At 53.5% G+C, this 11,958-nt stretch carries 12 protein-coding genes; 7 read left to right on the top strand and 5 right to left on the bottom strand.

The window, feature by feature from the left end:
- Positions 1-64: 64 nt before the first annotated feature.
- From RV1423_RS03610 to lexA, 4 genes are all read right to left on the bottom strand, one after another.
- Positions 65-421: a flagellar protein FlaG gene (locus tag RV1423_RS03610; protein ID WP_034293273.1), complete on the bottom strand. Its 357-nt coding sequence runs from the start codon at positions 419-421 to the stop codon at positions 65-67.
- A gap of 79 nt (positions 422-500) precedes the next feature.
- Positions 501-1,589 carry a flagellin gene (locus RV1423_RS03605; protein ID WP_034293272.1) on the bottom strand — a complete coding sequence of 363 codons (1,089 nt, stop codon included), beginning with the start codon at positions 1,587-1,589 and terminating at the stop codon, positions 501-503.
- A 332-nt stretch (positions 1,590-1,921) separates the two neighbouring features.
- Positions 1,922-3,886: a tetratricopeptide repeat protein gene (locus RV1423_RS03600; RefSeq protein WP_034293727.1), complete on the bottom strand. Its 1,965-nt coding sequence runs from the start codon at positions 3,884-3,886 to the stop codon at positions 1,922-1,924.
- A gap of 193 nt (positions 3,887-4,079) precedes the next feature.
- Positions 4,080-4,733, bottom strand: a complete 654-nt coding sequence (lexA, locus tag RV1423_RS03595; protein ID WP_034293269.1) for a transcriptional repressor LexA — start codon at positions 4,731-4,733, stop codon at positions 4,080-4,082.
- A gap of 253 nt (positions 4,734-4,986) precedes the next feature.
- On the opposite strand from lexA, the gene rpsF reads away from it, so the two are divergent.
- From rpsF to RV1423_RS03560, 7 genes are all read left to right on the top strand, one after another.
- Positions 4,987-5,355, top strand: coding sequence for a 30S ribosomal protein S6 (gene rpsF, locus RV1423_RS03590; RefSeq protein ID WP_007882559.1), 369 nt, complete (start codon positions 4,987-4,989; stop codon positions 5,353-5,355).
- Between the two features lie 34 nt (positions 5,356-5,389).
- Positions 5,390-5,683, top strand: coding sequence for a primosomal replication protein N (gene priB, locus RV1423_RS03585; protein ID WP_034293266.1), 294 nt, complete (start codon positions 5,390-5,392; stop codon positions 5,681-5,683).
- A 34-nt stretch (positions 5,684-5,717) separates the two neighbouring features.
- Entirely contained in the window at positions 5,718-6,002 is a 285-nt protein-coding gene (rpsR, locus tag RV1423_RS03580; RefSeq protein ID WP_007882558.1) for a 30S ribosomal protein S18, read from the top strand.
- A 26-nt stretch (positions 6,003-6,028) separates the two neighbouring features.
- The gene (rplI, locus tag RV1423_RS03575; RefSeq protein WP_034293264.1) at positions 6,029-6,481 is read left to right on the top strand and encodes a 50S ribosomal protein L9; all 453 of its coding nucleotides are present in this window, start codon (positions 6,029-6,031) and stop codon (positions 6,479-6,481) included.
- A gap of 191 nt (positions 6,482-6,672) precedes the next feature.
- Positions 6,673-8,067, top strand: coding sequence for a replicative DNA helicase (locus RV1423_RS03570; RefSeq protein ID WP_373419949.1), 1,395 nt, complete (start codon positions 6,673-6,675; stop codon positions 8,065-8,067).
- 107 nt (positions 8,068-8,174) lie between these two features.
- Positions 8,175-8,801, top strand: coding sequence for a DUF47 domain-containing protein (locus tag RV1423_RS03565; protein ID WP_034293258.1), 627 nt, complete (start codon positions 8,175-8,177; stop codon positions 8,799-8,801).
- 88 nt (positions 8,802-8,889) lie between these two features.
- Positions 8,890-9,897, top strand: a complete 1,008-nt coding sequence (locus RV1423_RS03560; protein ID WP_034293256.1) for an inorganic phosphate transporter — start codon at positions 8,890-8,892, stop codon at positions 9,895-9,897.
- Positions 9,898-9,968: 71 nt separating this feature from the next.
- Here the strand turns inward: RV1423_RS03560 and RV1423_RS03555 are convergent, their stop codons facing one another.
- Positions 9,969-11,645, bottom strand: a complete 1,677-nt coding sequence (locus RV1423_RS03555) for a PhoH family protein (protein ID WP_051516463.1) — start codon at positions 11,643-11,645, stop codon at positions 9,969-9,971.
- Between the last annotated feature and the right edge of the window lie 313 nt (positions 11,646-11,958).

Here is an 11,958-nt window from a genome sequence, read left to right as displayed (position 1 = left end):
AATAACTGCGATTACGCATGAATATTCTAAGGACTTCAACAGTTCGTAGCAGACTCCATGTGCATCAAACCTTGTGGTTAATCAGCAAGCCTTGCATCTTATCAATCGATTTTGCGATCGCAATTGCTTCTTCGCTTGGAATCTGACGGATGACGGTATCGGTTGCCGTATCGACAACTTTTACGATTGTTTTGCCGGTTTCCTGATCTTTCGAGAAGTTGAGATCAGACGCATTCTGGCTGGCGAAATCGTTCAGCTTGTCGACAGCCTGGGTGACGTCGCTTTCGGTCAAGCGTTGTGTTTGCGGTGTTGCCGCTGGTGCAACCGTCGATACCACTGGGTCTGGCTTTGTATTTGCTTGCGTCGGCACATAGACGCCGGAGTCACCTGCAGCAGTGATATTAAGCGGGGAAGTCGACATGATTTTGCTCCTTCGTCAAAGGAATGTGCGGAGAATACAGACGTATGTCTCCGCACACTATCCTACATAGTACTTAAGACTATTTCAACAGCGACAGCACGCTTTGCGGCGACGAGTTCGCTTGCGACAGCATTGCGGTACCAGCTTGTTGCAGGATCTGCGCACGTGAGAGGTTCGCAGTTTCTGCCGCGTAGTCGGTATCCATGATACGGCTGCGCGAGGCGGTGATGTTTTCGCTCGAGATCTGCAGGTTGCTGATCACGGCGGTGAAACGGTTTTGAACCGCACCGAACTCTGCACGCTTGGACGAGATCAGGTTGATCGCCTGGTCCAGATTCTTGATCGCTTTTTGCGCATCGCTTTGCGCTGTCGGGTCGGCGATTGCCTTGTCCAGAGCCAGTTTGGCTGTGTCGATGGCGGATTGCAGACTCACAGCGGACGAAGCCAGCGCAGTTGCGGTCAGTGTCGAACCGGTTGCGAACAGATTGTCCAGGGCGGCTTTGGCCGATGTATAAGTGACTTGAGCAGCGTCAACCGAGGTTGTGTCGCCCAAACCGATCAGACCCTTCGCGCTTGTACCGATAACGTTGGCGATTGTGCTGGCATTCGACAGATCGGACAGCGAGATGCTGATTTGATCGTTCAGCTTGTTGTCGGTTACGTTGGCGCCGACTTGGAAAGTCAGTGTCAGCGAAGCCGAAACGTTGGCTGTATCGGAACCTGTACCAGCGCTTGCACCGGAGCCGATACCTGTGAACAGGTTTTGGCCGTTGAACGTTGTGCCGTTCAGAACACGGAAAACTTCGTCCGACAATTGCTTGTATTCGTCGTTCAGGGTTTTACGGTCCTGTGCGCCGTTCGAGCCGTTGCTTGCTTGAACTGCCAGTTCGCGCATACGTTGCAGGTTGTCGGTAACCGTGCTCAGCGCGCCTTCAGCGGTTTGAGCCAGGGAGATGCCGTCATTGGCGTTACGTTGAGCAACTGCCAGACCCTTGACTTGGGCATTCATACGGTCGGCAATTGCCAAGCCTGCTGCGTCGTCCTTTGCGCTGTTGACGCGCAGGCCGGAAGACAAACGTTGAATCGATGTATTCAACGAGGATTGCGAAGCACTAAGATTGCGTTGCGTGTTAAGCGACGCAATATTGGTATTGATGATTGATGCCATATTAGTTCTCCTAAGATTTGAGGCCGATAAATCCGAGTTTCAGTGCTTAACTTTGGTTTTTACCTAAAGCCTCAGGCGTTCAAACCGCTGTTGTTAGCTTTATCGGACGGTATCGGAAAAAGTTTAATGTTTATGGCAAAAAAATTTTTCCAATGCTGTCCGACCTAAAACTGCGTGCTTCATACGTCAAGCAAATCCTATTTCGACGCTATTTGGGAAAACTTTAGCGCGTATTCTTGTAAAAGTTCCCAAAATGGAAGATGGAGAAGATTGCATTACGCCAACAAATACAGTTGGCGCAATGAAATTGAAGATGAGAAGGATGTGTCTGATTATTCTGCGTCTTGTTTCTTTTTATTGCCCAATGCAGATAATTCCGATGCTACTTTGGCAATGACCCCGGGCCAGTCGCCTCTGCTTTGTTGTCTGAACAGGCGCATGCTCGGGTACCAGGGCGAGTCTTCCCTGTCATTTAACCAGCGCCAGTCGGGGGTGTGGGCTAATAATGTCCATGTCGGTCTGCCAAGAGCGCCGGCCAGGTGAACCACGGATGTGTCGACGCTGATAATTAAGTCGAGATTTGCCATGGCTGCGGCAGTATCGGCAAAATCGTTGAATGCGTCGCCAATGTTGAAAACAGGCAATTCTTTCGGCAGTTTTTCCAGTTCTGGTGTTGCGGGGCCTTTTTGAATCGAGAAGAATTTGACGCCAGGCGTATTAAAGAGCGGTGCAAATGTATCGAGTGGAATGGAGCGTTTTCGGTCATTGCCATGTTCCGGATTGCCTGCCCAGACGAAACCGACGCGCAGATCGCTTTTGTTTCCTGCGAGAAGGCCAATTTTCTCAGCCCATTTTGCACTGTCGGCCGGATCGGCGGACAAGTAGGATGGATAGGAAGGAATATCTTCGACATGATCGGTTCCCATTGCATGCGGCAGGCTCATTAACACATAGGCGCAATCGCATGGGGGGATTGGGTCGTTTTCTCTGACCAAAGTGATCTGGTCGGACACACTGCGAAACAGCCTGGCCAGCGGGTCTTTTACGTGCAGGGCCACCCGTGCTCCTTGCTCCAGCAGCAAATGTACATAACGAACGAACTGGATGCTGTCGCCGAAACCTTGTTCGTGCATTAATAAAATGAATTTGTCCTTCAGAGAAGACGTGCCATCCCATTTGGGAATTAGTTCAAAAAGCTTGTGGATGAGCTTGTAGACGTAGCGACGTTCCTTCACATCCAGCCGGCTCTCGTGGTTGGCCCAGCCTTCTTTCAGATCGCCTGCCAATAATTGCCCAAGGGCAAGATTGTGTTGTGCAGTCAGATAGTTGGGCTTTAAAGCCAGAGCGTCCCGGAAATATTGCAGGGAGGCCTTTGTTTCCCCGTAGTCGTACATAGTGGCGCCGACATTGTTCAATGTCAGTGGATGTTTGGGATCGACTTCCAGAGCTTTGTGGAAAAGCGCCATGGCATCTTCGTAGCGGTCTTCATTGGAAAAGTAGCTGGATGCCAGTTTTGTGTAGCTGTTTGGGTCCTTTGGAGCGAGTTCGATAATGCGCTTGTAATGTTCGTTTGCCTTATCGTAATTCTTTTGCTTTATATAAGTGTCGGCAATCTTGTTTTGCGCATATATATCTGTAGGGTCGAGCAGTAGCGATGTCTTGTGGCATTCCAGCGCATCTCCCAGCATGTTCATTTCCTGGAATGCAACGCCGAGATTGGTGTGTGCCGGTGCGAAATCGATCTGCAGTTCCAGCGATTTAAGCAGGACGGCGACCGCTTCCTTGTATTTTTTTGCATCAATGAGTGCTTTGCCGAGGTGAGAAAGTGGTCCGGGGGCATCGGGTGCGCGTTTGACGGCGTCTTCGAAATAGGCAATGGATGCCTCGGGATCATTCTTTTCATGGAGGGCATTGGCAAGGCCGATGCGCGCGTCTTTGTTCTCTGTATTGAACTTGATGGCCTCTTCGTAAAGAGCGATTGAGTCGTCAATGCGATCTTGCTTCAGAACGCAGGTTGCCAGATTGGCAAGGTATTCCGAGTTTTTCGAATCCGCGGAGACGGCTTTGCGTAGCGCCGTTTCCGCTGCAGCATAGTCATTCTCATGCATTGCAATCAGACCCCAGGCATGATTGGCGAATACCAAGTTCGGTGCGCGTTTGAGGACTTGAGCACAAATGACTTTTGCTTCATCAACTTTATGATCGTCCAGCAGGCTAAGGCATTCGCGGACTGCCAGTAGATCCTTGATATCGTGGGTGTTGTTCTTGACTGGTTTTTTGCTGCTACGCGTTGACATTTGAATCCCTTGACCAATAAGTAGTGTCTCGATACGCATGTTGCTCGTTTCGCCGGGAATAATGAATGCCCTGGCAAAGAAGGCGCAATATTCTGCGCTTATCATATGACGCAATTTCTATTTTGATGGCTCAAACAGACACAAAAAAACCCGCAATTTAGCGGGTTGTTGATCTTGCTGCCGTGTTGCTCTTTCAATTCCAACTACGAAGCAGGCCGACGGCGAGGCCTTCCAGTGCGAAGTTCTCTTCTTCGGCGGAGACCTTGATAATGCTGAAGTCCGGGTTTTCCGGCAGCAGTTCGATCAGTGAGCCGGTCTTCCTGTATCGCTTCACGGTCACATCGTCGCCCAGGCGGGCTACAACGATCTGGCCGTTGCGGGCCTGATCCGCTTTTTTCACTGCCAGCAGGTCGCCATCAAGGATGCCTGCATCGCGCATTGACATGCCGCGTACTTTCAAAAGATAGTCGGGTTTTGCTGAAAACAGCGCAGGGTCCACGTTGTAATTGTTTTCTATATGTTCTTGCGCCAAGATCGGCGAGCCGGCGGCGACCCGTCCAACCAGAGGCAGCGACAATTGCATCAATGCCGGATGCGGCAGGGCCATTTGCCGGCCGCCAGTACCGGTCAGCGAGGTTTCACGCAGACGGATGCCGCGCGACGTGCCGGGAGAAATCTCGATGGCGCCTTTGCGCGCAAGCGCCTGCAGGTGCTCTTCGGCCGCATTTGCTGAGCGAAAGCCCAGTTCGGTGGCTATTTCTGCCCGTGTTGGGGGGAAGCCTGTGTTTTCAATGGCATCTTTGATCAGATTCAGGATCTGTTCCTGGCGAGCGGTCAGTTTGAGCATGTCGGCTTTCGGGGAAGTTATGCTGGTTGCATAAACAGTCTGTATTTTTATACAGTTATAAAGCAGTGTCAATCTGCAATATTGAAATCATGTCATTGCCATTGGCCGTTTTTTGTCGGGGCCGATCCACAGCAAACGCCTGAAAGCATTGAGGTTTTTGGCCGCCTGTTGTATGATTGCGGGCTTTCCTCTTCCCACACTCGTCTTGACGCCGAGGTGGGCGATTTGTTAATCAGTCCAAAAAGGAGTCTACATGCGTCATTATGAAATCGTATTTATCGTCCATCCGGACCAAAGCGAGCAAGTTCCAGCGATGATCGAGCGTTACAAAGGCATCGTTACTGCACGCGGCGGCAAGATTCACCGTGTCGAAGATTGGGGCCGCCGTCAATTGGCGTACCAAATCCAGAAACTGGCAAAAGCACATTACGTTTGCCTGAATATCGAAGTTGACGGCGAAACTCTGGCCGAAATCGAAACCGGCTTCAAGTTCAACGATGCAGTGTTGCGTCACCTGACAGTCAAGATGAAGAAGGCCGAAACCGGTCCTTCGCCAATCCTGAAGGCTGTCCAGAAGGAAGACGCAGCAAAGAGCAATCGCGCAGAAGCACCAGCGGCTTAATTGCTGACGTTGCGATAGAAAAGCACCAGGGAGAGTGAATCAATTCCAGTTTGTTGCCAGCATCGCCGAGCGTGACGTCCTGCGTTATACCCCGGCCGGCATCCCGATAGTGACTGCAAAGTTGCAGCACCAGTCGGAACAGACTGAAGCAGGCGTCAAGAGATTGGTCGAGTTTGAAATCACTGCATTTGCTGCAGGTGAAATTTCAGGTCGGCTTAATCAGGCCGGTCTCGGCGAGATGCTTAAATTCACCGGCTTCATGGCACGCAGAAATCGCAACAGCAAAAGCCTCGTGTTTCATATCGTTGATTTTGAATCCGTAGTTTAGAACCACTCAATTTTTATATATCAGGAGCCGCAAAATGGCATTCGGTAAAAAGTTCGATAAAAGCAAGTTGAAGCAAAAACGCCAACAGCAAAATCCGCTGTTCAAGCGCAAAAAATTCTGCCGTTTCACCGCAGCAGGTGTTGAGCAAGTCGATTACAAGGACGTCGACACCCTGAAGGATTTCGTGCAAGAAAACGGCAAGATCATGCCAGCACGTCTGACCGGCACCAAGGCACATTATCAGCGTCAAGTCGACACTGCGATCAAGCGCGCACGCTACCTCGCGTTGCTGCCGTACACTGATCTGCACAACGCGTAATTGACGACCAGATATAGGAGAAAAACATGCAAGTCATTCTGTTGGAAAAAGTCGTTAATCTCGGTGGTCTGGGCGAAGTCGTCCGCGTCAAGGACGGTTACGCACGCAATTTCCTGATCCCGCAACGCATGGCGCGCCGCGCTACAGCAACTGCTATCGCTGAATTCGAAGCGAAGCGCGCCGAGCTGGAAAAGGCCGCCGCTGAAAAGCTGGCAACGGCACAAGCTCAGGGTGAAAAATTGAGCGGCCTGGCCGTTCAAATCACCCAGAAGTCTGGCGTTGATGGCCGCCTGTTCGGTTCCGTGACCAACTTCGACATCGCCGAGGCGCTGGCAAAGCAAGGTTTCCCGGTCGAAAAGGCGCAAGTTCGCTTGCCGCAAGGTCCTCTGAAGATCGTCGGCGATCACACTGTTTCGGTTGCTCTGCACACCGACGTCGTGGTTGACGTAACCGTTGCTGTTCTGGGCGATCACGCGTAATTTTTACGCCAAGTCCTTTCTTTTGTTTTGATAAAGAAGCCGGGTTCGCCTGGCTTTTTTATTGCGTCGGGTCGGGGTCCGCTGGTCGCCATGGCGGAGATTCGACGCGAATCTGATTGTTGTTTGTAAAACCGCCGGCTAATTCGCCCCCGCACCTGTAGCGACTACTCTTAGCAGGTATAATGCGCGCCATGAACGCATCTCCCGATCCGCAACTAGAATCTCTGCGTGTCCCGCCACACTCGATCGAAGCCGAGCAATCCGTCTTGGGCGGTTTGCTGCTTGACAATGCTGCCTGGGACCGTATCGCCGACTTCGTCAGCGCAGACGATTTCTATCGCTACGATCATCGCATCATCTTTCAGCATATCGTCAAGCTGATCAACGAAACCAAGCCCGCCGACGTGATCACCGTCTACGAGGCGATGTCAACCAGCGGCAAGGCCGACGAGGTTGGCGGCCTGAGCTATCTCAATGCTCTGGCGCAGAACACGCCGTCCGCAGCCAATATTCGCCGTTACGCCGAAATCGTGCGTGACCGCGGCATCTTGCGCAAGCTGATCACGGTCTCAGATGAAATCTCGGGCAACGCCTTCAATCCGCAAGGCAAAAATGTCAAGCAAATGCTCGATGAAGCCGAGTCCAAGATTTTTGCGATCGCCGAAGAAGGTTCGCGCGGTTCGCAGGGTTTCATGGAAATTCAGCCGCTGCTCACGCAGGTGGTCGAGCGTATCGATGAACTGTATAACCGCGACAGCACCAGCGACATCACCGGCGTGCCGACAGGTTTCGTCGATCTCGACAAGATGACTTCCGGGCTGCAGCCGGGCGACTTGATCATCGTCGCCGGTCGTCCTTCGATGGGTAAGACCGCCTTCTCGATCAATATCGGTGAAAACGTTGCCATCGATAGCGGCTTGCCGGTCGCCGTGTTCTCCATGGAAATGGGCGGCACCCAGCTCGCCATGCGTATGCTGGGTTCGGTCGGCCGTCTCGATCAGCACCGTCTGCGCACAGGCCGCCTGATCGATGAAGACTGGCCACGTCTGACGCATGCGATTCAAAAAATGAACGATGCGCAGTTCTATATCGATGAAACACCGGCGCTGAGCCCAATCGAATTGCGCGCCCGTTCACGTCGCCTTGCTCGCCAATGCGGCAAGTTGGGCCTGATTATCATCGACTACCTGCAACTGATGTCCGGCAATGGCGGTAATAGTTCGGAAAACCGCGCATCGGAAATCTCGGAAATTTCGCGAAGCCTCAAAGGCCTCGCCAAGGAACTCAATTGCCCGGTCATTGCGCTGTCGCAGTTGAACCGTTCGTTGGAGCAGCGTCCGAACAAGCGTCCCGTCATGTCCGACTTGCGCGAATCCGGCGCTATCGAGCAGGACGCCGACGTGATTTTGTTTATTTATCGCGACGAAGTTTACAATCCGGATTCACCGGACAAGGGCACTGCGGAAATCATCATCGGCAAGCAGCGTAACGGTCCGATCGGTAGCATCCGCCTGGCATTCCTGGGGCAATTTACCAAGTACGACAACTACATCGGCAGTCTGGGTTCGCCATACGGCGGCGATTGATGCGCCGGGTTTATCGTCCGGTTCCATCCGGACGAGCGATGCGGGCCATGCATGCAGCGGCCCGGATTGTGCAAGCGAAGCACTAATTATTCATAAGAGAGTGGAACATGTTTGGACGCCTGATGCCCACCGAGGGCAAATTTTTTGATCTCTTCAACCAGCATGCGGAACTGGGTGTGAAATGCGCCAAGGAGATGGTTGCATTGATGACCAATTTCGATGATCTGGAAATTCGCGTACACGCGATCGAGACCCTGGAAAAACAAGCGGACAAAATTACCCACAATGCGATCGACCTGTTGCACAAGACCTTCATCACGCCGCTGGATCGAGACGACATTCATCAACTGATCACGCGCATGGATGACATCCTCGATCTGCTGGAAGACGCGGCGCAAACCATCTCGCTGTATGACATCAAGGCCATCACGCCGGAAGCCAAGCGTCTCGCTGAGCTGTGCCTGGCCTGTGCCGAAAAGGTCAAGACCGCCGTCGGCTTGTTGCACAACATGGACAACTCGCGGCAAATCCTGGTGATCTGCGAAGAAATCGACCGCCTGGAATCGGATGCCGATCACGTCATGCGCGCTGCCATGTCCAAACTGTTCCGCGATGAACCTGATGTGCGCAACCTGATCAAGCTCAAAGCCATCTATGAAATCCTGGAAACCGTTACTGATCGTTGCGAAGACGTCGCCAACATCATCGAAGGCATCATCGTCGAAAACGCCTGATCCTCGCCATTGACTGTGCGGCGCCCGGCGCCGTCGCAGCGCGATGTTGCCAGTTGTTGCCGATGATTCTCAAGATAACGGTTTATCCATGCATACAGTTCAAATTAGTTTCCATATTCTTGCCTTGCTGATCGTCCTGGCGCTGCTGTTCGATTTCATGAACGGTTTCCACGATGCCGCCAATGCTATCGCCACGGTGGTTTCCACCGGCGTGCTGCGTCCGCAGACGGCGGTGGCAATGGCGGCATTTTTCAATCTTGTAGCGGTATTCGTTTTTCATCAATTGAATGTGGCGGCATCGGTCGGCAAAGGAACGATCGATCCTGCTGTGGTAGATCATGTTGTCGTGTTCGGCGCGCTGGTCGGTGCGATTTTCTGGAATCTGGTTACGTGGTATTACGGTATTCCATCTTCGTCCTCGCACGCCCTGATCGGCGGCCTGGTCGGCGCCGCCGTGGCCAAGGCGGGCACCGGTTCGCTGGTGGCGTCGGGCCTGATCAAGATCATCATCTTCATCGTGTTGTCGCCTTTGCTGGGATTTGTGCTCGGTTCGATCATGATGTTGCTGGTGTCGTGGATTTTCGTGCGCTCGACACCGCGCAAGATCGACGGCTGGTTTCGCCGTGCCCAATTGTTGTCGGCATCGATGTACAGCCTCGGCCACGGCGGCAACGATGCGCAAAAAACCATCGGCATCATCTGGATGCTGTTGATCGCGGCGGGGTATTCCGGCACCGACAATCCACCAATGTGGGTGATCATCAGTTGCTATTGTGCGATCAGCCTCGGCACCTTGTTCGGCGGCTGGCGCATCGTCAAGACCATGGGTCAGAAGATTACCAAACTGAAACCGGTCGGCGGCTTTTGTGCTGAAACCGGCGGGGCGATTACCTTGTTCATTGCAACTGCAATGGGGGTGCCGGTCTCCACCACGCACACTATCACCGGCGCGATCGTCGGCGTCGGCGCTTCGCACAAGATGTCGGCAGTGCGCTGGGGCGTAGCCGGCAATATCGTCTGGGCCTGGATTTTCACGATTCCTGCATCGGCATTCGTCGCGGCGATTGCGTGGTGGATAGGTATGCACATCCTATAACCAGCCGGATTGGCGTCAAAAACAAAAAGCGCAGACCGAAGTCTGCGCTTTTTTGTTTGCAACGGCAGCTCTTACAAGACGTCGCTTGCGTGATCTGCAAGACGCGAACGTTCGCCGCGCGCCAGTGTGACATGGCCGCTGTGCGACCAGCCCTTGAAGCGGTCGACCACGTAAGTCAGGCCGCTTGAGCCTTCGGTCAGGTAAGGCGTGTCGATCTGCGCGATGTTCCCGAGGCAGATGATCTTTGTGCCTGGACCTGCACGGGTGACCAGGGTCTTCATCTGTTTTGGCGTCAGGTTCTGTGCTTCGTCGATGATCAGGAATTTATTGACGAAAGTGCGGCCGCGCATGAAGTTCAGCGATTTGATCTTGATACGCGAGCGGATCAGGTCTTGCGTCGCCGCACGACCCCACTCGCCGGCGTCGCCGTCCGACTTGTTCAGGACTTCCAGATTGTCGTCGAAGGCACCCATCCACGGCCCCATCTTTTCTTCTTCGGTGCCGGGCAGGAAACCGATGTCCTCGCCCACCGGCACGGTGACGCGGGTGACGATGATCTCGTTGTAGTTCTTGGTTTCCAGTACTTGCGCCAGCCCCGCCGCTAATGCCAGCAGGGTCTTGCCGGTGCCGGCCTGGCCGAGCAGCGTGACGAAGTCGCATTCCGGATTCATCAGCAGGTTCAGCGCAAAGTTCTGCTCGCGATTGCGTGCCGTGATGCCCCACACGCTGTTCTTGGTGTGACCATAATCGCGCAAGGTTTGCAGGACCGCTGTCTTGCCATTGATCTGCGTGACTTGTCCGTAAAACGCCGGTTCGCCGTTCTTCGGTTCAATGAAAACGAACTGATTCACCAGCAGCGAAGGTACGTGCGGGCCGGTGACACGGTAGTAGGTATAGCTGGTGCCGTGCTTGTTTTCCTGCCAGGATTCCATTCCCTTGCCGTGCTTGTTCCAGAAATCGTCCGGCAACTGCTGGATCCCTGAATACAGCAGGTCGGTGTCTTCCAACACGTGGTCATTGAAATAGTCTTCGGCCGGCAAACCGATAGCGCGCGCCTTGAGGCGCATGTTGATGTCTTTCGACACCAGCACGACGGGGCGGTCAGGATATTGCTGGTCGAGCGCTCGCACCACGCCGAGAATCTGGTTGTCGGCTTTGCCTTCGGGCAGGCCGTCGGGCAGTTTGGCGTTTTGCAGTTTGGTCTGGAAGAACAGGCGGCCCTTGGCGTCCTTGTTGCCCAGTTTCGATAGCGGGATGCCGAGATCGATGGCGTCTTCTGCGATGTCGCTGACCAGCGCGTCGAGCGAACGCGAGATTTGGCGCGCATTGCGGGCCACCTCCGACATGCCTTTCTTGTGGTTGTCGAGTTCTTCCAGCGTGATCATCGGCAGATAGATGTCGTGTTCCTCGAAACGGAACAGCGAGGTTGGATCATGCATCAGTACGTTGGTGTCGAGTACGAACAGTTTGGACACGCCCAGCTTGTCCGCGGTACGGCTGATGTTCGACTTGGCGCGCGATTCAACGGCTTTGGGCGCAGCACGGGGCTTTTCGACCGGGCTCTTGTCGGTGATCCTGGCCTGAGGGGGGGCCGGCTGCGGCGCCGCCTTGGCGACTGGGGATGCGGCAGGTGCAGCAGGTTCTACTAATGCGATGTGGGGTTTGACAGGTTTACCGCGGTCGGCCTTGGGATAATCTTTGGGGGCTAATAAAGCAGCTGGTTTACTCGGCAGTTTGGGCAGGGGCATCAGAACCTCGGTAGTGAATGGAGAAAAAATGCCGCTTTGTCAGAGCGAACAGGTACTGCGGGAGGAACAACAACGAAGGACGGCTGCCGCTAATAAAACCCTTCTTGGTACAGGCATGCACCGCTGACAGGCACAGGAAAAGAGGAAGGAGGGCTTGATTAGTGGAAGGACTAAATTGCAAAGTAAAAAAGCCGTTTTGGCAGGTTCGGGACCTGATCCAAAAACGGCTTCCAAAAAACATTTTTCTGTTTGAATTCAAAGGCTTATCTAAAATGACCGCATCTTTCGGCTGGCGGCGGCAAAATGATGTTTC

This window comes from Herbaspirillum sp. RV1423 (genome assembly GCF_000577615.1).
Lineage (GTDB): Bacteria > Pseudomonadota > Gammaproteobacteria > Burkholderiales > Burkholderiaceae_D > Herbaspirillum.
Note: the sequence above shows the minus strand (reverse complement) of the source record. Positions and strands in the feature narration are given on the sequence as shown.

What these genes read in the sequence shown, in the direction of transcription:
- RV1423_RS03565 (WP_034293258.1), top strand. Translation starts at nt 8,175, where the DNA reads ATGTTTGGACGCCTGATGCCCACCGAGGGCAAATTTTTTGATCTCTTC.
- lexA (WP_034293269.1), bottom strand. Translation starts at nt 4,733, where the DNA reads ATGCTCAAACTGACCGCTCGCCAGGAACAGATCCTGAATCTGATCAAA.
- RV1423_RS03560 (WP_034293256.1), top strand. Translation starts at nt 8,890, where the DNA reads ATGCATACAGTTCAAATTAGTTTCCATATTCTTGCCTTGCTGATCGTC.
- RV1423_RS03610 (WP_034293273.1), bottom strand. Translation starts at nt 421, where the DNA reads ATGTCGACTTCCCCGCTTAATATCACTGCTGCAGGTGACTCCGGCGTC.
- RV1423_RS03555 (WP_051516463.1), bottom strand. Translation starts at nt 11,645, where the DNA reads ATGCCCCTGCCCAAACTGCCGAGTAAACCAGCTGCTTTATTAGCCCCC.
- RV1423_RS03605 (WP_034293272.1), bottom strand. Translation starts at nt 1,589, where the DNA reads ATGGCATCAATCATCAATACCAATATTGCGTCGCTTAACACGCAACGC.
- rplI (WP_034293264.1), top strand. Translation starts at nt 6,029, where the DNA reads ATGCAAGTCATTCTGTTGGAAAAAGTCGTTAATCTCGGTGGTCTGGGC.
- RV1423_RS03570 (WP_373419949.1), top strand. Translation starts at nt 6,673, where the DNA reads ATGAACGCATCTCCCGATCCGCAACTAGAATCTCTGCGTGTCCCGCCA.
- RV1423_RS03600 (WP_034293727.1), bottom strand. Translation starts at nt 3,886, where the DNA reads ATGTCAACGCGTAGCAGCAAAAAACCAGTCAAGAACAACACCCACGAT.
- rpsR (WP_007882558.1), top strand. Translation starts at nt 5,718, where the DNA reads ATGGCATTCGGTAAAAAGTTCGATAAAAGCAAGTTGAAGCAAAAACGC.
- rpsF (WP_007882559.1), top strand. Translation starts at nt 4,987, where the DNA reads ATGCGTCATTATGAAATCGTATTTATCGTCCATCCGGACCAAAGCGAG.